Source organism: Pseudomonas sp. K2I15 (assembly GCF_002204795.1).
In the GTDB taxonomy this organism is placed as follows: domain Bacteria; phylum Pseudomonadota; class Gammaproteobacteria; order Pseudomonadales; family Pseudomonadaceae; genus Aquipseudomonas.
The window spans coordinates 1-19,573 of the sequence record NZ_NIXO01000024.1 but is presented as its reverse complement, the minus strand read 5'-3'; the positions used below and the strand labels follow the sequence as shown (position 1 = coordinate 19,573).

Below are 19,573 nucleotides of genomic sequence, written 5' to 3'. Positions count from 1 at the left end.
TAAGGCGCAACAGATCTAAATGTGGGAGCGGGCTTGCTCGCGAAAACGGTGCGACAGTCACCAGATACATCGACTGATCCACCGCATTCGCGAGCAAGCCCGCTCCCACATTTTTTAACCGCGCAACGCCTTGAGCTTGGCCAACACCCCCTCCGCCGTCTGCTCACCCATCAGTTGCTCGCGCACCTTGCCCTTGTCATCGATGATGTACGTCACCGGCAAGGCCTCGCTGCGGGGAATGTCGAAGATCCCGTCCGGGTTCTGCGCCAGTACGGTGAACTTGATGCCCAGCTTGTCGCTGGCGCTTTTGAGTTCTTCACCCTGGACGTTGTCGAAATTCACCCCGAACACACCCACCGACTGGCCCTTGAGCTGTTCGGCCAAGGCGTTGAGTTCGGGGATTTCGGTACGGCACGGGCCACACCACTCGGCCCAGTAGTTGACCACCAGCCATTGCTTGTCCAGGCGCTCGGCGGCCACTTTCTGACCGTATTGGTCAACGCCATAATCATTGCCACAGCCGCTGAGCAGCAGCGTGCCGATGATTGCCAATGCGCCTAACAGTCGCCTCGTCATGGGGTAATCCTTCGTAAAAATGAACGTTGGCTGCGGCCTATCGCCTCTCATGGTTTAAGGACGTGGCGCAGCGCGGGTAGAATACCCGCCACCTTACGCAAGATGCGACCCGCACATGACCGATCTGACGCTTTATCACAACCCGCGCTGCTCGAAATCCCGCGGGGCGCTCCAACTGCTGGAAGCCCGTGGCATGACACCGAACGTGGTGCGCTACCTGGAAACCCCGCTCGACGCCGCGCAATTGCAGGCCTTGCTGGGCAAGCTGAACATCAGCGCGCGGCAATTGCTGCGTACCGGCGAAGACGAATACAAAACCCTCAACCTGGCCGACGCCAGCCTCAGCGAAGCGCAGTTGATTGCCGCCATCGCCGCTCATCCGAAACTGATGGAACGCCCGATCCTCGAAACCGCTGACAAGGCCGTGATCGGCCGCCCGCCGGAGAACATTCTGGAGCTGGTTTCGTGAGTGCGCCGTATGTGCTGGTGTTGTATTACAGCCGCAACGGCTCGGTCAGCGAAATGGCCCGGCAGATCGCCCGGGGTATCGAGCAGGCCGGGCTAGAGGCGCGGTTGCGTACCGTGCCGGCCATCTCCAGCGAGTGTGAAGCCGTGGCACCGAGCATTCCAGTCGACGGCCCGCTGTACTGCAGCCTCGACGACCTGAAGAACTGCTGCGGCCTGGCGCTGGGCAGCCCAACCCGTTTCGGCAACATGGCCGCACCGCTCAAGTACTTTCTCGACGGCACCAGCAACCTGTGGCTGACCGGTGCCCTGGTCGGCAAGCCGGCGGGTGTGTTCACCTCCACCGCCAGCCTGCACGGCGGCCAGGAAACCACGCTGATGTCGATGCTGCTGCCGCTGTTGCACCACGGCATGCTGATCACCGGCCTGCCCTACAGTGAGCAGGCGCTGCTGGACACCAAAGGCGGCGGCACGCCGTACGGCGCCAGCCACCACTCCGGTGCCGACGGCAAGCGCGCGCTGGATCAACATGAGATCGCCCTGTGCCGCGCCCTCGGCCTGCGCCTGGCGAAGACCGCCGCGCTACTGGAGAACGGCCGTGGCCAGGAAGCCTAAGGTACTGCCGCCCCAGGCGTGGCTGGAGCCGCGAGTAAAGGCTGCGCGGGCGTTGAGCCTGCTGGCGTTTTTGGGGTTGGTGGGGTTGCTGTGTGCCTACTACCTGGTGTTCGCCGACCTGCATGGCGCGCGGCCGTGGGTGATTCTGTTGATCGAGCTGGTGCCGCTGCTGTTGCTGGCACCGGGGATGATTCTGGGCAGCGCGCGCGGGCATTCGTGGATGTGTTTTGTGGTGAACTTGTACTTCATCAAGGGCGCGCTGGCGGCGTATGACCCGAACCGGCAATGGTTTGGTGTGCTGGAAATGCTGGCGAGCCTGGCGGTGTTCTGCACGGCGTTGATGTATGTGCGTTACCGGCACCAGCTGAATCGGCGGTTGGCGGGGGAAGGTTTGCCTGCCTGAACGCATTTCTTCAGGCAAGCCCAGATAAGTGTGGCGAGGGAGCTTGCTCCCGCTGGGCTGCGCAGCGGCCCCAAAATCCTGGGAGCGCTTCGCACTCCAGCGGGAGCAAGCTCCCTCGCCACAGCAAGCTCCCTCGCCACAGGGTTATTCGTCGGACTTAGTGGTTCACGGTATACGCCAACATCATCGACAACTGGCACATCGGCCGCCCGCTCTCGGCATGCCACTGGTTGAACGCGCCCTGCACCGTGGCCAGGTCCCGCAGGCTGGTGGGCACCTTGTCGACAATTTTCTGCGCATTCAGCGCCGCCACCACGTCATAGCTCGGCACGAACGTGTCCTTGCCCACCATGCGCAAAAAGCGCGGCGCCGACAGCCCGCCTAACTGGTGGCCGTGCTTGCTGAGGTACTTCCACAGGCCGACGATATCGGTCACCGGCCAGTCGGCAATCAGCGCACCGAAGCTGCCCTTTTCCTTTTCGATATCCAGAATCATCTGCGCATTGCGCGGCACGCTCTTGAGCTTGCCCAGGTGGCGGATGATGCGCGTGTCCTGCATCAGCCGCTCCAGGTGCTCGGCGCCCATCAGCACGACTTTTTCCGGGTCAAACCCAAAGAACACCTGCTCGAAGGCCGGCCACTTGGCGTCCACCACGCTGTGTTTGAGCCCGGCGCGAAACACTCGCAGCGACAGGGTCGACAGGTAGCGGTCATCACTGATCTTGCGCAGTTGCGCCGGGGTCAGGGGCACAGGCAAATGGGCTTCCAGCTCGGCCGCCGAACCAAAACGGTTCAGACAATATTCGTGCAGCCACTTGTAATCGCGCATGCCCTCTCCTAAGGATTGAAATGAAAACGGCGCCCAGGAGCGCCGTCTGTCAGAGCCGTGAAAGCGCTCAGAGGTTCACTACGTTGACGAAGCGCGACGCCGCGCTTTCGTCGATACGCAGGCTGGTGAAGTCGAACAGGTTACGGTCGGCCAACTGCGACGGCTGCACGTTCTGCAAGCTGCGGAAGATGCTGTCGACACGGCCCGGGGTCTTGCGGTCCCAGTCCTGGAGCATGTCCTTGACCACCTGGCGTTGCAGGTTTTCCTGGGAGCCGCAGAGGTTGCACGGGATGATCGGGAATTGCTTGAGGTCCGAATACGCCTGGATGTCCCGCTCATGGCAGTACGCCAGCGGGCGAATCACCACGTTGCGCCCGTCATCGGCCCGCAGCTTGGGCGGCATGGCCTTGAGGCTGCCGTTGAAGAACATGTTGAGAAAGAAGGTTTCGACGATGTCATCGCGGTGATGACCCAGAGCCATTTTGGTCGCGCCGATTTCGTCGGCAAAGGTGTAGAGCGTGCCACGGCGCAGGCGCGAGCACAGCGAGCAGGTGGTCTTGCCTTCCGGGATCAGTTCCTTGACCACCGAGTAGGTGTCTTTCTCGACGATGTGGTACTCGACCCCCAGTTCCTTGAGGTAGGCCGGCAGCACGTGCTCGGGAAAACCCGGCTGCTTCTGGTCCATGTTCACGGCGACGATCTCGAACTTGATCGGCGCGACCTTTTGCAGGTGCATCAGCATGTCGAGCAGGGTGTAGCTGTCTTTGCCGCCAGACAGGCAGACCATGACCTTGTCGCCCTCTTCGATCATGTTGAAATCGGCGACTGCCTCACCGGCCTGGCGACGCAGGCGTTTTTGCAGTTTGTTCTGGTTGACCGTAAGAGTGCCCATGGCGCTTGGATCCGCGAAAGGTATGTGACGAAAAGCCGGGTATTTTACCGGGATGGACGACCGAGTTCCAATTAACAGACCCCGCCGCGATTAAGCCCAATGTTTACAGCGCAATTTGCTCTAAAGCCCTACAGTTTTTCCGGTCACCACTTCCTATACTGCGACATAAGGTCGCACATATATCCAGACCTTTCAGGCCAATTGGCCCGTGGGCGCTCCGCTGGGGGGCGATGGTAATAACGACAGGAGTGACTGGCATGATCCATCACGTCGTGGGACTTTTCACCCACCCCGACCAGGAATGGCGGGAAATTCGTGGCGATAAAGAAGAAAGCATCGGCCACATGTACCTCACCCACACCCTGATTCTCGCGGCGATCCCCGCGGTATCAGCCTTTATCGGCACCACTCAGGTAGGTTGGGTCATCGGCAGCCGTGCACCGGTCATGCTGACGGTGGAAAGCGCGTTGTGGATGACCATCATGTCTTACGCGGCGATGCTCGGCGGCGTGGCGGTGATGGGCGCGTTCATTCACTGGATGGCCCGTACTTATGACGCCAACCCCAGCATGGCGCGCTGCGTGGCGTTTGCCACCTACACCGCGACACCGCTGTTTATCGGCGGGCTGGCGGCGCTGTACCCGCATATGTGGCTGGGCATGGTCGTCGGCACAGCCGCCATCTGCTACACGGTGTACCTGCTGTACGTAGGGTTGCCGACGTTCATGAACATCAACCCGGACGAAGGCTTCCTGTTTTCCAGCTCGGTGCTGGCGGTAGGCCTGGTGGTGCTGGTGGCGATCATGGCCTTTACCGTGATCGTCTGGGGGCTGGGCGTAGGCCCGATCTACACCAACTGACGCGGCTCAACCCGCAGGAAAAGCCACCGCAAGGTGGCTTTGTGCGTTATGCATGACCATTCGGCGCCTGACAGATTCGGATACACCGTTGTTTGCGGCATACTGGACATCTCTGGAGATATGTACAGCATGCCCGAGCAACTCAATACCCGCGTCGAAGATTGTTTCCTGCAAGCCGAATCCTTTTTCAAACGAAGCTTCAAACGCCCCCAGGTCAGCCTCAAGCTGCGGGGCCAGAAGGCCGGCGTCGCGCATTTGCACGAGAACCTGCTGCGCTTCAACCCCCAGTTGTACCGTGAAAACAGCCAACACTTCCTTAAACAGACGGTCGCCCATGAAGTGGCGCACCTGATTGCCCACCAATTGTTCGGCGAGCGCATCCAGCCCCATGGCGAGGAATGGCAGTTGATCATGCGTGGGGTTTACGAACTGCCGCCGGACCGCTGCCACACCTATGAAATCCAGCGGCGGCGCGTAACGCGCTATATCTACCGCTGCCCGTGTGCCGACAGCGACTTCCCGTTTTCGCCACAGCGTCACGGGCTGGTGAGCCAGGACCGGCGGTATTTGTGCCGCAGGTGTCGGCAGACTCTGGTGTTTACCGGGGAAACCCGCGTCGAGTAAGGTTTGTGGTGGCTGTAAGGGCCCTTTCGCGAGCAAGCCCGCTCCCACATTGGACCCAGTTCCACTTTTGGAATGCAGTCTAATGTGGGAGCGGGCTTGCTCGCGAAGGGGCCGGCCAAAGCGCTACTTAATTACCTTGGCACGCCGCAAATCGTCTATCTGCTGAGCACTGAACCCTAATTCCCCCAACACCTCATCCGTGTGGGCACCCACCGCCGCGCCAATGTGCCTGGCGGGCGGCAAACCCTCGGAAAACTTCAGCGGGCAGGCCATTTGCGCCTGGCTGGAACCATCGCCCCGCGGCACCTGGCTGACCAGCTCCCGGGCTTTCAACTGCGGGTGCTCAACGGCCTCGCTCAGGTGCAGCACCGGCTCGACACACGCATCAATCCCGGCAAACAGCTCACGCAGCTCATCAAAGCTGAGTTTCTCGAACTCGACCTGCAACGCCAGCTTGAGGGCTTTCTGCTGCTCGGGCTTGGGTGACAAACCCTGCGCCGCCAACTCGGGGCGCCCAAGGGCTGCACACAACTGCTGCATAAAGGCCGGCTCCAGGCTGCCCACAGACAACCACCGCCCCTCGCGCGAGCGGTAATAGTCATAAAAGCTGCCGCCATTGAGCACCTGGTTCTCCCACGCAGGCTCCACGCCACACGCAAGATAACCCGCGCCGGCCATGGCATTCAGGCTGAAGGCGCAGTCGGTCATGCTCACGTCCAGGTACTGCCCTGCGCCGCTGTGCTGCCGGGCAATGACCGCCGCCAGCAAGCCGACCACCGCGTGCAACGAGCCGCCGCCCACGTCTGCCAACTGCACGCCCAGGGGCAACGGCCCGCTGTCCTGGCGCCCGGTGTAACTGGCGACACCCGCCAGCGCCAGGTAGTTGATGTCATGGCCGGCGCGGTCCTTGTAGGGGCCGGTCTGGCCGTAGCCGGTGATGGAGACGTAGATCAGCTTCGGGTTGATCGCCTTCAAGGCCTCGTAACCCAGGCCCAGGCGTTCCATCACCCCGGGGCGAAACTGCTCCAGGACGATGTCGTAGTCGGCCACCAACTGCCGCACGATCGCCACCGCCTCGGCCTGCTTGAGGTCCAGGGCCAGGCTGCGTTTGTTGCGGTTCAGGTAGGCATGGCTGGCCGACACACCCTGATCATGGGGCGGCAATACCCGCAGCAGGTCCAGGCGTGTGGGGGACTCGATGCGCAGCACCTCGGCGCCCATGTCGGCCAGCAGCAACGAGGCGAACGGCCCCGGCAGCAGGGTGGAGAAATCCAATACTTTGAGGGACGCCAAGGGGCCTGACATGAAGACTCCGATTCCGATTCGATAGCTCACAGAGTAGGCAAACCTGGCCGTAAGCGGCAATCACATAAACCATCATCCGGGGTGACTGATGTTTATGGCAGGCATAAAAAAACCCATCCGAGGATGGGTTTTTCACACACGGTGCAGCCTTACTTGACGGCGGTTGGAGCCGGGCCTTCGGCCACGCCCAGGTCGTCTTCTTCGCGGGTCTCGGAGATACCGCGACCACCGGAAGCCAGTTCGACTTGCAGTTTGTCTTCGTCCAGCTCCTTGACCCACTTGGCCACAACCAGGGTCGCAACGGCGTTGCCTACCAGGTTGGTCAGTGCGCGGGCTTCGGACATGAAGCGGTCGATACCCAGGATCAGCGCCAGGCCGGCAACCGGCAGGTGGCCAACAGCCGACAGGGTCGCGGCCAGTACGATGAAGCCACTACCAGTCACGCCAGCAGCACCCTTGGAGGACAGCAGCAGTACCAGCAACAGGGTGATCTGGTGGGTGATGTCCATGTGGGTGTCAGTCGCCTGGGCGATGAACACAGCAGCCATGGTCAGGTAGATCGAAGTACCGTCCAGGTTGAAGGAGTAGCCAGTCGGGATAACCAGGCCAACTACCGACTTCTTGGCGCCCAGGCGTTCCATTTTGATCAGCATGCGTGGCAGTGCGGATTCGGACGAGGAAGTACCCAGTACGATCAGCAGCTCTTCACGGATGTAGCGGATCAGTTTCAGGACGCTGAAGCCGTGAGCGCGGCAGATGCCACCCAGCACGATCAACACGAACAGGATGCAGGTGATGTAGAAGCAGATCATCAGCTGACCGAGCTGCACCAGCGAACCTACACCGTAGGCACCAATGGTGAACGCCATGGCGCCCAGGGCACCCAGTGGCGCGAGCTTCATGATCATGTTGATGATGTTGAACATCACGTGGGCGAAACGATCGATGAAGTCCAGCACCGGCTTGCCGTAGGCACCCAGGCGATGCAGGGCGAAACCGAAGATCACCGAGAACATCAGTACTTGCAGGATGTCACCGGTGGCGAACGCACCCACGATGGTGTTCGGGATCACGTTCAGCAGGAAGCCAATGATGCTCTGGTCTGCACCGGCAGTCACGTAGGCCGCGACTTTAGAGGCGTCCAGGGTAGCCACGTCGATGTGCATGCCGGCGCCCGGTTGCACAACGTTGACCACGACCAGGCCGATCAGCAGGGCGATGGTGGAAACGACTTCGAAGTACAGCAGCGCGTAGCCACCGGTTTTGCCGACCGATTTCATGCTTTGCATGCCAGCGATGCCGCTGACAACGGTGCAGAAGATGATCGGGGCGATGACCATTTTGATCAGCTTGATAAAGCCGTCACCCAGTGGCTTGAGGGCCACGCCGGTCTGCGGGTAGAAGTGGCCGAGCAAAATACCGATAACGATTGCAACGATCACCTGGAAATACAGGGATTTGTACAGTGGCTGACGAGTCGTCATTGCAAAGTTCCTCAATCGTCCCGTGTGGCAAATATCCGCCATTGCCCACGACACTTGAATTGCGAACCCTCCTGCACTGGAGGGATTTGTTGTTTGCGAGCTGCGCACGGCAGTTCTGCGTCTCCTATCGCAAGCGTCGTGCCACTTTTACTGAAAACCGCTGAAGGCCTTTAGACATAAGCGCTTGAGTGGTTTTAGGCCTCAGACTCCGCCTACAGAAGGTGGCGGATTTCCGCCGCCACTCCTGATCTCGTCCTACAATTTGGCGGATATCCGCCTTGTTGCACCTGTACTGGATGGCTAACATCCGCCACTCAATGGACGAGGCCCCTCATGCGTGAACGTACCATCGCCAGTCATTACGCCCGGGCCGCCCTCGGCGGTGCACGCCGGGCCGGCTACGACTACTCGGGCCTGCTGCAGCAAGTGGGCATTACCCCGGAACTGCTGAGCGAACCCCGCGCGCGCATCGCCCCGGAACAATTCACCCGGCTGTTGCAAATGCTGTGGCTGGCGCTGGATGACGAATACCTGGGTTTTGCCGAAGGCCCGAGCAAGCGCGGCACGTTCGCCATGATGTGCCACGCGCTGATTCATTGCCGCACCCTGGAGAAAGCGCTGGAACGCGGTTTATTATTTTATAGCCTATTCCCGCAAGGTCCGCGCTGGCACCTGACGCGCGAAGGGGAAATGGCCCGCTTGAGCCTGGACGATTCGCAGCTCTGGGACCCTGATCACTTCCTCAGTGAGTGCCTGCTGGTGATCTGGCATCGCCTCGGCAGTTGGCTGATCGGCCAGCGCATCCGCCTCGACCAGGCCACCTTCAGCTACCCGGCGCCGCCTCACGCGAGTGAATACGACTTGCTGTTCCCCTGCCCGCAGGTCTTCGCGGCGCCCACCAGCAGCCTGGTGTTTCCCAGCCGATACCTGAGCCTGCCGCTGTTGCAGGACGAGCGCACCCTCAAGCACTTTCTTGAGCGTTCACCGGCCGACCTGTTATCGCGACCGGATGAAGGCGACAGTTTGAGCAGCCAGTTGCGGCGTTTATTAAGCCGCGACCGCACGCCCTGGCCCGACCTGGAAGCCGTCGCCCAGCACTTGCATATCAGCCCGCAGACCCTGCGTCGGCATTTGCGGGAGGACGGCACCAGCTTTCAGGCGCTCAAGGATGAGTTGCGCCGGGACATTGCGATTTATCACTTGGGGCGCGCGGATTTGTCGTTGCAGGAAATCGCCGAGCAGTTGGGGTTTTCCGAACCGTCGGCGTTTCATCGGGCGTTCAAGAAGTGGACCGGGCTGACACCGGGCGCCTATAGAGCGCAGGAAAGCTAAAGGCGAATACAAAACTTGTGGCAGTAGCGATCACTGTGGTGAGGGGCTTGTCCTGTGGAAGCTCACCCACCGCAGCAATGATCAAACGGCCGGGAAGTGAATCTTGAACGCCGCACCACCCAGCGGTGAATCCCCAAGGGTCAGCCGTGCGCCGTAACTCTCAATGATGTCCTTGACCACCGCCAGGCCAATCCCCTGCCCCGGATGCTGGCGGTCCAGCCGCTCGCCCCGTTGCAGGATTCGCGCTCGCTGGTCCGGGGGCACGCCGGGGCCGTCGTCCTCGATGCACAGCTCGGTGCCCTCCAGGCTTTCATGCAAGGTGATGCGCACTTCGCTCAGGCACAGGCGATAGGCGTTTTCCAGCAGGTTGCCGAGCAGTTCCAGCAAGGCGCCCTTCTCGATCGGCACGTCGCACTCATCCGGCAAATCGAAGGCGACCTTCACGCCTTTGTCGCGATAGACCTTGTCCAGGGTGTCGCACAGGCTTTGCAGCACCGGCTCCAGCCGCACCTGGTGACGCACCAGGCCGCTTTTACGCAGGCTGGCGCGCTGCAACTGGTAGCTGATCTGCTGGCTCATGCGCTCGATCTGCGATTGCAGCACCCACGCCTGGTCTCGATCTTCAGGACGCTGGGCCATGTCTTCGCTCACGCCCTGAAGCACCGCCAACGGGGTTTTCAGGCTGTGGGCCAGGTCGTCCAGGGAGTCTCGGTAACGAGTGCGTTGCTCCCGCTCGCTGTGGAGCAAACGGTTGAGGGAGCCGGTCAGGCGCAGCAGCTCACGAGGGTGTTGCTCACTGAGGCTTTCCCGCGTGCCGCCTTCGATCTCATCCAGTTCCTGGCTCAGCCGACGCAGCGCTTGCAGGCCCCAGGTCAGGCCCAGCCACAACAAGGTCAGCAGCACCAGCAAGGCCGCGCCGAAGCCCAGGTAGAGGTTTTCGCGCAGGCCTTCGAGGGTCAGTTGATATTCACGCACCGGTTGCAGGGCGACGATACTGAACGCTGCACTCTTGCCGCCCAGCAGCTTGACCTCGACGTCATAGACAAAAAATTCCTGGCCGTTGGCCTCGCGGATCCGCGCAAACTCGTTGCCGCGCCCGTCATAGCGCGGTTTGTAGTTGATGTTCTCTTCCTGGGTGGCGCGCGAACGCCAGACCAGATGGCCCTCGCGGTCATAGATGTAGCCCAGCAGGCGGCTGTCGGTGAGGTTGAAGCGCTCATCCGGCAACTGCGCGGGCATCAGCAGGCGGTTGTTTTCGACACGGGCAGCCGAAATCAGCGTCGTGACATCCGACGCCAGGCGCTGCTCGATGGAGTCCTGCAGGGCCAGGCTGAAGGCGCCTTGCATGGCCGGCAACAAGGCCAGCATAAACAGCACGGCCAGGGTGGTGGCCGCGAGCATCAAACGCACACGTAACGAGCGAATCAACGGCAGCGCTCATTAAACAGGTAGCCCAGGCCGCGCACGGTGTCGATCGGCTTGAAGCCCGCCGGGCCTTCCAGCTTGCGGCGCAGGCGGCCCACCAGTACTTCGATGACGTTCGGATCGCGCTCGTCGTCATCGGGGTAGAGCTGTTCCATCAGGCGGTCCTTGGCGACCACTTGCTGATGGTGGCGCATCAGGTATTCGAGGATGCGGTATTCATAGGCGGTCAACGCCAGCGGCTGTTCATCGAGGGACGCCTGCTTGCGATTGAGGTCCAGCAGCAACGGCCCGGCGACGATGGTCGATTGGGTAAAACCGCTGGAGCGGCGCAGCAATGCGTTCATCCGCGCTTCCAGCTCTTCGAACTGGAACGGCTTGACCACGTAGTCGTCGGCGCCGGCGGCCAGGCCTTCGACCTTGTCCTGCCAGTTGCCGCGGGCAGTCAGGATCAGGATAGGGAATGTCTTGGCCTGGGCGCGCAGTTGGCGGATCAGGTCCAGGCCGCCCATGCCGGGCAGGCCCAGGTCGATGATCGCCAGGTCGTGGTTGAATTGCCCGGTCTGGTACAGCGCCTCCTCGGCGTTGGCGACGGCCTCGACCACGTGACCGCTGTCGGTAAGGCGGGTCAACAGGTGATGACGCAGCAACGCCTCATCTTCGACAACCAGCAATTTCATAAAGCTCTCCAAGGCAATCAACTTTCCGACTGGGGTATATCATAGCGGCCTTGCAGGTCTTGCTGGCGCAGTTTACTGCCGTTGAACTGACCTGACAGGTTTTCATTGCCCACGCGATAGTCCGACTGTGGGGTGTGCTGGCCCAAAGACTGGCCCCAAGGGGCGGCTTGTTCGCCGACATCCTCGAAGCTCACCCGCTGAAGAAGGCTGTAGGGCTTTTTGCTCTTCTCTTTGGAGAAACCCGCGAAACTCGCGTCAGAGGCCTGGACGCCAGCAGTGGCACTGAGCATGGTTAACGCCAACATCAGCTTCTTGATCGCAGTCATGGTGCTACCTCATACGCTTTGGCTTTGGGTACAGGGCCAGACTACGCAGACGCCCCTGAACTCCCCCTGAACACTCTCTGAACCTGCGCTGAACCGAAGCCGGCTACTGTGTAACAGTTTATTTACGTGCCCCCGGGCGCAGGCTATCCAGCGGCCCTCCAACTCGGCAAAATACCCGGCATGAATTCCCTACCCGCCTGCTGCACCCCACTTGATGCCCATTGGCCGTTGCCCATTGCGTTGCCCGGCACGGTATTGCTGAGCACCCGTTTTGACCCTGCCCTGCTGGCCATCGGCGACTTCCAGCGCAGCGCCGTGCCACCGCCCGCGAGCATCCAGCGTTCGGTGGCCAAGCGGCAGGCAGAGTTTCTTGCCGGTCGCGTCTGTGCGCGTGCCGCGCTGCAACAGTTGGACGGGCTCGATTGCGTGCCTGCGATTGGCGAAGACCGTGCGCCGGTCTGGCCCGCGCACATCAGCGGCTCGATCACCCACAGCACCGGGCATGCAGCGGCCATCGTCGCCCATAAGGCCCAGTGGCGCGGGCTGGGGATGGACCTGGAGAACCTGCTGACCCTGGAGCGGGCGGAACGCCTGGCCGGGGAAATCCTCACGCCGGATGAGTTGCGGCGCATGGCAGCCGGGCCGCGGGAGCAGATTGCGCAGTTGGTGACGTTGACGTTTTCGGCGAAGGAGAGCCTGTTCAAGGCGCTCTATCCGATCGTGCAGAAGCGCTTTTATTTTGAGCATGCCGAGTTGCTGGAATGGTCGGATACCGGCCATGCGCGGCTGCGGTTGCTGACGGACCTGTCTGCAGAGTGGTGCCATGGCAAGGAGCTGGAGGCGCAGTTTGCGGTGGATGAGGGGCAGTTGTTGAGTTTGGTGGCCGTCAGCGCCTGATTTTGGGGGCTGCTGCGCAGCCCAGCGGGAGCAAGCTCCCTCGCCACAAAAACCTCAGTGTTTCTCTTGATCCCGCGGCCAGCTCAGGCTGAAGCACGCGCCTCCCAGGTTGTTGCTCTTGCTGATCAACGCCCGCCCGCCGTGCCAATGAATGATCCGCCGCACAATCGACAATCCCAACCCGTGCCCGCCCGACGCACGGGTGCGGCTGTCGTCCAGGCGCAGGAAGGGGGTGAAGATCCGTTCCCAGGCACTTTCCGGCACGCCCGGCCCGTCGTCTTCCACGTCGATGCGGCAACGCACCTGGCCCACCTGGTAACTGATCAGCACCTGCCCCTGAGCATGGCGCATGGCGTTGCTCACCAGGTTTTGCAGGGCACGGTGCAGGTAGCGCGGCTCGGCCGCAACCCACGCGTCGTCCCAATGGGCCGATGACAGGCAGATGCCCCGCTCCACGTTGATTTCCGGGCGTAGCGGCGACAGTTCATCAATCACCTGATCGAGCAAGGCGCTGAGGTCGACCCGCTGGAAGTTCAGCGCCGGCGAACCCTGCTCCAGCCGCGCATAAGTCAGCATTTCGTCCACCAGGCCATCGAGGTCCTGGATGTCGCTGTCCATGCCTTCCATGTACTTGCGCCGCGCTTCAGGCGTGGCCGCGTCACCAATCATTTCCAGGCCAAACCGCAGGCGCGCCACCGGCGTGCGCAGTTCGTGGGACACCGCGCGCACCAGTTCACGCTGGATCGCCAGCAGGCGTTGCAGGTGTTCGGCCATACCATTAAACGCGGCTGCCAGGCGGCCGACCGAATCGGCTCCCCGGGCCGGCACCCGCACTTCCAGGCTGCCTTTGGCGATGCGCGTGGCGGCGGCTTCCAGGCCACTGAGGCGTCGCTCCAGTTGGCGCACCAATAAATAGACGATCAAACCGATCAAGGTCAGGCTGATCAGCGCGATCAGGATCAGCCATTGCGCCGGGTATGGGCTCATCTGGTACAGCGGGCCGATTTCCAGGACCCACGGCGTGCCGACCATGCCGGCAAACACCCGGATCGAATCGCCGCCCTTGCCCAAAGCCATCACGGTATCGCCCTCGGACACGCGGCGGCGCTGGTCTTCGTCCATATCCGCCTGGTCGAGCATCAGCAGGTGCATCTCGAAACCAAAGCCCTTGGCCTCTTTCAGGTCGGCGAGCTTTTGCGGTTGCTCGGCCACCGGGAAACGCACCAGTTCATCGGCCAGCAGGTAAATAGTTGCCCGGGCCAATTGTTCGCTGATTTGTTGCACTTCGCCGGTGAGCAACAGTTGCTCCTGGTCGCTGACCAACCGTAGAACCCTGGCCGCATGGGGTCCGGTTTGCTCGACCAACACCTGGCCGCGTTGCAGGCGTGTGCGCTGGCTCAGGTCCAGGTGCGCCTCGGCTACGGTCTGCAATTCCAGCGGGATGCCCAGCAAGCGCTCCCACACCGCCAGGGCGCGGCGGCGTTCGATGGCGCTCATGGGTTGCAGGTTGTCACCCATCAGCGCGAAAGTGCCGTGGGCCAGGCGCTCGCGGTACTGGCCGCTGCGCACTTCATTGAGCAGGTGCAGGGCCAGCACGCCAAGCAACGCCACCAGAATCAGCGCCGCGCACATGCCGCCGTAGATGCGCAGGAAGATTGAGTTCATGGCGTAAGGTCAGCAGCAGCTTCGGGAACGAACAGGTAGCCCTTGCTGCGAATGGTCTTGATCAGCCGCGGGTGGATCGGGTCGTCGCCGATTTTCGGGCGAATTCGCGAGATGCGCACGTCGATAGAGCGGTCCTGGCCGTCATAGCCAATGCCGCGCAAGGCGGTGAAGATTTCTTCCCGGGACAGGATCCGCCCGGCATTCGCCACCAGCAGCCACAGCAGGTCGAACTCGGCGCTGGTCAGTTCGATGCCGCCTTCGTGCAGCCAGGCTTCACGCAGGGCGTTGTCCACCACCAGCGGACCGAACTGCAGGCGCCGCTGTTTTTCGGGGGTGGCCGGCTCGACGCTTTCGCTGCGCCGCAGCAGGGCCTGGATGCGCGCCAGCAACAAGCGTGGGCGCACGGGTTTGCACACGTAGTCGTCGGCGCCCATGTCCAGGCCCAGCACCTGGTCCATGTCGTCGGTGCGCGCGGTCAACATCAAAATCACGCCGTCGTAGCGCTCGCGCACCTTGCGGCAAATGCTCAGGCCGTCTTCGCCGGGCAACATCAGGTCGAGAATCACCAGGTCTGGCTGCTCGGCGATGATCCGCGCCGCCGCCAGGGCGCCGTTGCCCTCCACCGACACCCGCAGGCCGTTGCCCTCCAGGTAGTCACGGGTCAACTCAGCCAGGCGCTGGTCGTCCTCGACAATCAATACCTGCCAGGCTTCATGCTCCATGCGTTACCTCGGTTCTAATTATTGTAGGAGCGGGCTTGCTCCGGGCGGCGTTCCGACGAAAAACTCAAGGGCGCCGCGTTTATTCAGGTTTCCAGCGTTATCGTTGACGTCCTTCGCGAGCAATCTCGCTCCTACAGTTGTCATGTGGACTGAACAAGATATCGCGTGAATAAGGGACGATTGTAGCCATGGCCCAGCCCACTAGCACAAGCGCGCAAATGCGTTCGGACATCGTGTTTTTTTGTGATAGGGTTCGCGCCCGCAAAAATCCAACCGGATGTTTTTACCTCGGAATATCCGGTGACAAACGGCGCAATGCAGCAGTACTGCGGCCTACACGCCTGTTCCACGTTTCATACACATTTTACCCACAGCGTTATCCACAGGTAGTGCGTTGCCATACCCCCGAAAACGCATTATCTTGTAGGTCGTCGCCAAAAAAACCCTACATGTAGGGTTTTCAGCGAAAAGACCAAACACAAATCAGACAAGAAACTCAAGTCCTTTCTTGCTCCTGTTTGGTTGAACTTAAGCCTTTTTCAGAAGACCAAACCGCGCACGCGGATGGCAGCCGTTTTAAGCCCCGATCAGGCGAAAACGGTACGGGTGTTGCAGTACGAAACTGTCACCCACCAGGAATACGGTAGAGAGCCCCAAGGCTTGTAACCGAAGACTTCGGCATGGAAGCGGCGCGATCAGCTCCCTTCCTCCTGTCCCGAAGTTGTTATGCCAGGCCCAGGCCTGTTGTAAGTGCTTCAGGACGGAACGGTGGGCACCGTGATGGTGCCCAAATAAATATAGAATGTGGAGACAACCCCCCATGCAAACCGACACAACTCGCGAGAACCCGCAAGGCTCCGTGCCGCAGGCCGCTGATTCGAACCTGGATCTGTCCGCCACCGCACCTGGCCAACTGCGCGTGATCAAGCGTAACGGCACTGTCGTTCCTTACACCGATGACAAAATCACCGTCGCTATCACCAAAGCGTTTCTTGCAGTTGAAGGCGGCACCGCTGCTGCCTCGTCGCGCATCCACGACACCGTTGCGCGCCTGACCGAACAGGTCAGCGCAACGTTCAAGCGTCGCATGCCATCGGGCGGCACCATCCACATCGAAGAAATCCAGGACCAGGTCGAACTGGCCCTGATGCGTGCCGGCGAGCAGAAAGTAGCGCGCGACTACGTGATCTACCGTGACGCCCGTTCCAAGGAACGCGCCGTACGCGCACCGTCCGAAGAAGCCGTACAAGCTCACCCATCGATCCGCATCACCCGCGCCGACGGCACCTTCGCGCCGCTCGACATGGGCCGCCTGAACACCATCGTCACCGAGGCCTGCGAAGGCCTGGAAGAAGTCGACGGCGACCTGATCCAGCGCGAAACCCTGAAGAACCTGTACGACGGCGTGGCCCTGACCGACGTCAACACCGCCCTGGTGATGACCGCACGTACCCTGGTTGAGCGTGAGCCAAACTACTCGTTCGTCACCGCCCGCCTGCTGATGGACACCTTGCGTGCCGAAGGCCTGAACTTCCTGGGCGTCGCCGAGAGCGCGACCCACCACGAAATGGTCGACCTGTACGCCAAGGCACTGCCGGCCTACATCGCCAAGGGCATCGACTTCGAATTGCTGAACCCGATCCTGGCCACCTTCGACCTGGAAAAACTCGGCAAGGCGATCAACCACGAGCGTGACCAGCAGTTCACGTACCTGGGCCTGCAAACCCTGTACGACCGTTACTTCATCCACAAGGACGGTATCCGCTTCGAACTGCCGCAAATCTTCTTCATGCGCGTGGCCATGGGCCTGGCGATCGAAGAGAAGCAGAAAGAAGACCGTGCCATCGAGTTCTACAACCTGCTGTCGTCCTTCGACTACATGTCGTCGACCCCGACCCTGTTCAACGCCGGCACCCTGCGTCCACAGCTGTCGAGCTGCTACCTGACCACCGTGCCGGATGACCTGTCGGGCATCTACCACGCGATCCACGACAACGCCATGTTGTCCAAATTCGCTGGCGGCCTGGGTAACGACTGGACGCCGGTGCGTGCACTGGGTTCGTACATCAAGGGCACCAACGGCAAGTCCCAGGGCGTTGTACCGTTCCTGAAAGTGGTGAACGACACCGCTGTGGCCGTGAACCAGGGTGGCAAGCGCAAAGGCGCTGTGTGTGCCTACCTGGAAACCTGGCACATGGACATCGAAGAGTTCATCGAGCTGCGCAAGAACACCGGTGATGACCGTCGTCGTACCCACGATATGAACACCGCCAACTGGATCCCTGACCTGTTCATGAAGCGTGTCTTCGATGACGGTCAGTGGACCCTGTTCTCGCCATCCGAAGTGCCAGACCTGCACGACCTGACCGGCAAGGCCTTCGAAGAGCGCTACGAGTACTACGAAGCCCTGTCCCAGTACCCGGGCAAGATCAAGCTGTTCAAGACCATCCAGGCCAAAGACCTGTGGCGTAAAATGCTCTCCATGCTGTTTGAAACCGGCCACCCATGGCTGACCTTCAAAGACCCGTGCAACCTGCGCAGCCCGCAGCAGCACGTGGGCGTGGTCCACAGCTCGAACCTGTGCACCGAGATCACCTTGAACACCAACAAGGACGAGATCGCCGTTTGCAACCTGGGCTCGATCAACCTGCCGAACCACATCACCAACGGCAAGCTGGACACCGCCAAGTTGGAACGCACCGTGAACACCGCCGTTCGCATGCTCGATAACGTTATCGACATCAACTACTACTCGGTTCCACAGGCGCAGAACTCCAACTTCAAGCACCGTCCGGTTGGCTTGGGCATCATGGGCTTCCAGGACGCGTTGTACCTGCAGCACATTCCTTACGGTTCGGACGCTGCAGTCGAGTTCGCCGACAAATCCATGGAAGCGGTCAGCTACTACGCGATCCAGGCTTCCTGCGACCTGGCCGACGAGCGCGGCGCCTACGAGACGTTCCAGGGTTCGCTGTGGTCCAAAGGCATCCTGCCGCTGGATTCGCAACAGATCCTGATCGAGCAACGTGGCCAGAAGTACATCGACGTTGACCTGAACGAATCCCTGGACTGGGCGCCGGTACGTGCCCGCGTGCAGAAAGGTATTCGTAACTCCAACATCATGGCCATCGCGCCGACCGCCACCATCGCCAACATCACTGGCGTGTCGCAGTCGATCGAGCCGACCTACCAGAACCTGTATGTGAAATCGAACCTCTCGGGCGAATTCACCGTGATCAACCCGTACCTGGTTCGCGACCTGAAAGCCCGCGGCCTGTGGGACTCGGTCATGATCAACGACCTGAAGTACTACGACGGTTCGGTGCAGCAGATCGAGCGCATCCCGCAAGAACTCAAAGAGCTCTACGCGACCGCCTTCGAAGTGGACACCAAGTGGATCGTCGACGCTGCCAGCCGTCGCCAGAAGTGGATCGACCAGGCTCAGTCGCTGAACCTGTATATCGCCGGCGCATCGGGCAAGAAGCTGGACGTGACCTACCGCATGGCTTGGTACCGTGGCCTGAAAACCACTTACTACCTCCGTGCCCTGGCCGCCACCAGCACCGAGAAGTCGACCATCAACACCGGCAAGCTGAACGCTGTTTCCAGCGGCGGCAACCATGGTGATGATTCGGTGCTCGCCGCTCCTGCCGGCCCGGCGCCAGTGCCTAAAGCCTGCGCGATCGACGAGCCGGATTGCGAAGCTTGCCAATAAGCTGAGCCGGTCCCGGGTATAACCGCCCGGGATCGAAAAACCCCCGATAGACCCTGGCTGCATTTGGGTTTATCGGGGGTTTTCTTTTGCCTGGGGAAAAGCGCGAGCCCCGGTTTAGAACAGCACGGTCGCCGTGCCCGACTGAGGCACGCCGCCGCGCTGACCCCACAACTCAATCCGCCCGCCAATCACGGCCATCGAATGCCCGCCGTATTCCACCGTCCCCACCTTGCTGTTTCTCAAGTCGGCATCAGTGGCAGGCCGGTAATGCCCTTTCAGGCCCAAACGGTCGAGGCCTTCGCGCGCGTATTCCCCGTCATTGAGGCTGTTCATCGCTGCCTGGAAGCTGCGCCCGGCCGTACCGTCGTTGTTTTCCATCTGCGCCCGCTTGGCGCTCGCCGCATACATGAAATTGGCATCGGTCATCATGGCCGGATCATCGCCCTTGAACCGCGCGTGGGTGGCAGCCTGCTGCAATTCGTTCTGTGACAAGGAGAGCTTGAATCCATCGCGCATGGTCACCTCAAAACCATTGCCGCTCTGCTTCACGTCCTTGAAGACGTCGGTGGGCTTCTGGCCGAACTGCATCATGGCGGCCTTTATCGCCGAAACAGTGATGCAGTTGCCGTCGGGGCCCTGGCTGAAACCACTCCAGATATTGTCCGGCTTTTTCCCGGGGTTACTGGTGTCGGGCTTGTAGTTGAAATGCTGGGCGCCTGCGGTAATCGGCTTGTTGCTCATGGACTCGCTGGGGCCTAACC

Annotated in this window: 18 protein-coding genes and 1 pseudogene; 8 read left to right on the top strand and 11 right to left on the bottom strand. The window is 61.1% G+C overall.

Annotated elements, in window-relative coordinates:
- Positions 1 to 114 precede the first annotated feature (114 nt).
- A complete protein-coding gene (locus CEC48_RS15955; protein ID WP_088424611.1) occupies positions 115 to 576 on the bottom strand; it encodes a TlpA disulfide reductase family protein in 462 nt (153 codons plus the stop codon).
- Between the two features lie 115 nt (positions 577 to 691).
- Between CEC48_RS15955 and arsC the strand changes: the two genes are divergently transcribed.
- Genes arsC through CEC48_RS15940 form a run of 3 tightly spaced genes read left to right on the top strand, consistent with a single transcriptional unit; the run spans position 692 to position 2,059 of the window.
- On the top strand, positions 692 to 1,045 hold the full coding sequence (arsC, locus tag CEC48_RS15950) for an arsenate reductase (glutaredoxin) (RefSeq protein WP_088424610.1): 354 nt from the start codon (positions 692 to 694) through the stop codon (positions 1,043 to 1,045).
- On the top strand, positions 1,042 to 1,656 hold the full coding sequence (wrbA, locus tag CEC48_RS15945) for an NAD(P)H:quinone oxidoreductase (RefSeq protein WP_088424609.1): 615 nt from the start codon (positions 1,042 to 1,044) through the stop codon (positions 1,654 to 1,656). The genes arsC and wrbA overlap by 4 nt, the downstream gene beginning before the upstream one ends.
- A complete protein-coding gene (locus CEC48_RS15940) occupies positions 1,640 to 2,059 on the top strand; it encodes a DUF2069 domain-containing protein (RefSeq protein ID WP_088424608.1) in 420 nt (139 codons plus the stop codon). Before wrbA ends, CEC48_RS15940 begins: the two co-directional genes overlap by 17 nt.
- 157 nt (positions 2,060 to 2,216) lie before the next feature.
- Here CEC48_RS15940 and CEC48_RS15935 read toward each other — a convergent pair whose 3' ends face one another.
- Together CEC48_RS15935 and ttcA are read right to left on the bottom strand one after the other, a co-directional pair.
- Complete coding sequence (locus tag CEC48_RS15935) at positions 2,217 to 2,888, bottom strand: DNA-3-methyladenine glycosylase I (RefSeq protein WP_088424607.1); 672 nt, start codon at positions 2,886 to 2,888, stop codon at positions 2,217 to 2,219.
- Positions 2,889 to 2,955: 67 nt separating this feature from the next.
- Positions 2,956 to 3,780 carry a tRNA 2-thiocytidine(32) synthetase TtcA gene (ttcA, locus tag CEC48_RS15930; protein WP_088424606.1) on the bottom strand — a complete coding sequence of 275 codons (825 nt, stop codon included), beginning with the start codon at positions 3,778 to 3,780 and terminating at the stop codon, positions 2,956 to 2,958.
- 257 nt (positions 3,781 to 4,037) lie between these two features.
- On the opposite strand from ttcA, the gene CEC48_RS15925 reads away from it, so the two are divergent.
- Together CEC48_RS15925 and CEC48_RS15920 are read left to right on the top strand one after the other, a co-directional pair.
- Entirely contained in the window at positions 4,038 to 4,640 is a 603-nt protein-coding gene (locus CEC48_RS15925; protein ID WP_088424605.1) for a Yip1 family protein, read from the top strand.
- A gap of 129 nt (positions 4,641 to 4,769) precedes the next feature.
- Positions 4,770 to 5,264 carry a SprT family zinc-dependent metalloprotease gene (locus tag CEC48_RS15920; RefSeq protein WP_088424671.1) on the top strand — a complete coding sequence of 165 codons (495 nt, stop codon included), beginning with the start codon at positions 4,770 to 4,772 and terminating at the stop codon, positions 5,262 to 5,264.
- A gap of 123 nt (positions 5,265 to 5,387) precedes the next feature.
- Here the strand turns inward: CEC48_RS15920 and CEC48_RS15915 are convergent, their stop codons facing one another.
- Together CEC48_RS15915 and CEC48_RS15910 are read right to left on the bottom strand one after the other, a co-directional pair.
- Entirely contained in the window at positions 5,388 to 6,569 is a 1,182-nt protein-coding gene (locus CEC48_RS15915; RefSeq protein WP_088424604.1) for a CaiB/BaiF CoA-transferase family protein, read from the bottom strand.
- A 149-nt stretch (positions 6,570 to 6,718) separates the two neighbouring features.
- The gene (locus CEC48_RS15910; RefSeq protein WP_088424603.1) at positions 6,719 to 8,053 is read right to left on the bottom strand and encodes a dicarboxylate/amino acid:cation symporter; all 1,335 of its coding nucleotides are present in this window, start codon (positions 8,051 to 8,053) and stop codon (positions 6,719 to 6,721) included.
- A gap of 333 nt (positions 8,054 to 8,386) precedes the next feature.
- On the opposite strand from CEC48_RS15910, the gene CEC48_RS15905 reads away from it, so the two are divergent.
- On the top strand, positions 8,387 to 9,385 hold the full coding sequence (locus CEC48_RS15905) for an AraC family transcriptional regulator (protein ID WP_088424602.1): 999 nt from the start codon (positions 8,387 to 8,389) through the stop codon (positions 9,383 to 9,385).
- Between the two features lie 81 nt (positions 9,386 to 9,466).
- Here CEC48_RS15905 and CEC48_RS15900 read toward each other — a convergent pair whose 3' ends face one another.
- Genes CEC48_RS15900 through CEC48_RS15890 form a run of 3 tightly spaced genes read right to left on the bottom strand, consistent with a single transcriptional unit; the run spans position 9,467 to position 11,813 of the window.
- Entirely contained in the window at positions 9,467 to 10,813 is a 1,347-nt protein-coding gene (locus tag CEC48_RS15900; protein ID WP_088424601.1) for an ATP-binding protein, read from the bottom strand.
- The gene (locus CEC48_RS15895; RefSeq protein ID WP_003214228.1) at positions 10,810 to 11,487 is read right to left on the bottom strand and encodes a response regulator transcription factor; all 678 of its coding nucleotides are present in this window, start codon (positions 11,485 to 11,487) and stop codon (positions 10,810 to 10,812) included. The genes CEC48_RS15900 and CEC48_RS15895 overlap by 4 nt, the downstream gene beginning before the upstream one ends.
- A 17-nt stretch (positions 11,488 to 11,504) precedes the next feature.
- On the bottom strand, positions 11,505 to 11,813 hold the full coding sequence (locus CEC48_RS15890) for a hypothetical protein (protein ID WP_088424600.1): 309 nt from the start codon (positions 11,811 to 11,813) through the stop codon (positions 11,505 to 11,507).
- A 180-nt stretch (positions 11,814 to 11,993) separates the two neighbouring features.
- Here CEC48_RS15890 and CEC48_RS15885 point away from each other — a divergent pair, with 180 nt between their 5' ends.
- Positions 11,994 to 12,710, top strand: coding sequence for a 4'-phosphopantetheinyl transferase (locus tag CEC48_RS15885; RefSeq protein WP_088424599.1), 717 nt, complete (start codon positions 11,994 to 11,996; stop codon positions 12,708 to 12,710).
- 54 nt (positions 12,711 to 12,764) lie between these two features.
- Here the strand turns inward: CEC48_RS15885 and CEC48_RS15880 are convergent, their stop codons facing one another.
- Together CEC48_RS15880 and CEC48_RS15875 are read right to left on the bottom strand one after the other, a co-directional pair.
- Complete coding sequence (locus tag CEC48_RS15880) at positions 12,765 to 14,375, bottom strand: ATP-binding protein (RefSeq protein ID WP_088424598.1); 1,611 nt, start codon at positions 14,373 to 14,375, stop codon at positions 12,765 to 12,767.
- Positions 14,372 to 15,097, bottom strand: a complete 726-nt coding sequence (locus CEC48_RS15875; RefSeq protein ID WP_088424597.1) for a response regulator — start codon at positions 15,095 to 15,097, stop codon at positions 14,372 to 14,374. Before CEC48_RS15875 ends, CEC48_RS15880 begins: the two co-directional genes overlap by 4 nt.
- Positions 15,098 to 15,917: 820 nt before the next feature.
- On the opposite strand from CEC48_RS15875, the gene CEC48_RS15870 reads away from it, so the two are divergent.
- Positions 15,918 to 18,812, top strand: a complete 2,895-nt coding sequence (locus CEC48_RS15870) for a ribonucleoside-diphosphate reductase subunit alpha (protein WP_088424596.1) — start codon at positions 15,918 to 15,920, stop codon at positions 18,810 to 18,812.
- Between the two features lie 114 nt (positions 18,813 to 18,926).
- Here the strand turns inward: CEC48_RS15870 and CEC48_RS15865 are convergent.
- Positions 18,927 to 19,573: pseudogene (locus tag CEC48_RS15865) on the bottom strand (hypothetical protein); the annotation flags it as partial.

Excerpts from the sequence above, each read along its gene's own strand:
- CEC48_RS15955 (WP_088424611.1), bottom strand. The coding sequence starts at position 576 with ATGACGAGGCGACTGTTAGGCGCATTGGCAATCATCGGCACGCTGCTG.
- arsC (WP_088424610.1), top strand. The coding sequence starts at position 692 with ATGACCGATCTGACGCTTTATCACAACCCGCGCTGCTCGAAATCCCGC.
- CEC48_RS15935 (WP_088424607.1), bottom strand. The coding sequence starts at position 2,888 with ATGCGCGATTACAAGTGGCTGCACGAATATTGTCTGAACCGTTTTGGT.
- ttcA (WP_088424606.1), bottom strand. The coding sequence starts at position 3,780 with ATGGGCACTCTTACGGTCAACCAGAACAAACTGCAAAAACGCCTGCGT.
- CEC48_RS15925 (WP_088424605.1), top strand. The coding sequence starts at position 4,038 with ATGATCCATCACGTCGTGGGACTTTTCACCCACCCCGACCAGGAATGG.
- CEC48_RS15920 (WP_088424671.1), top strand. The coding sequence starts at position 4,770 with ATGCCCGAGCAACTCAATACCCGCGTCGAAGATTGTTTCCTGCAAGCC.
- CEC48_RS15915 (WP_088424604.1), bottom strand. The coding sequence starts at position 6,569 with ATGTCAGGCCCCTTGGCGTCCCTCAAAGTATTGGATTTCTCCACCCTG.
- CEC48_RS15910 (WP_088424603.1), bottom strand. The coding sequence starts at position 8,053 with ATGACGACTCGTCAGCCACTGTACAAATCCCTGTATTTCCAGGTGATC.
- CEC48_RS15905 (WP_088424602.1), top strand. The coding sequence starts at position 8,387 with ATGCGTGAACGTACCATCGCCAGTCATTACGCCCGGGCCGCCCTCGGC.
- CEC48_RS15895 (WP_003214228.1), bottom strand. The coding sequence starts at position 11,487 with ATGAAATTGCTGGTTGTCGAAGATGAGGCGTTGCTGCGTCATCACCTG.
- CEC48_RS15890 (WP_088424600.1), bottom strand. The coding sequence starts at position 11,813 with ATGACTGCGATCAAGAAGCTGATGTTGGCGTTAACCATGCTCAGTGCC.
- CEC48_RS15885 (WP_088424599.1), top strand. The coding sequence starts at position 11,994 with ATGAATTCCCTACCCGCCTGCTGCACCCCACTTGATGCCCATTGGCCG.
- CEC48_RS15880 (WP_088424598.1), bottom strand. The coding sequence starts at position 14,375 with ATGAACTCAATCTTCCTGCGCATCTACGGCGGCATGTGCGCGGCGCTG.
- CEC48_RS15875 (WP_088424597.1), bottom strand. The coding sequence starts at position 15,097 with ATGGAGCATGAAGCCTGGCAGGTATTGATTGTCGAGGACGACCAGCGC.
- CEC48_RS15870 (WP_088424596.1), top strand. The coding sequence starts at position 15,918 with ATGCAAACCGACACAACTCGCGAGAACCCGCAAGGCTCCGTGCCGCAG.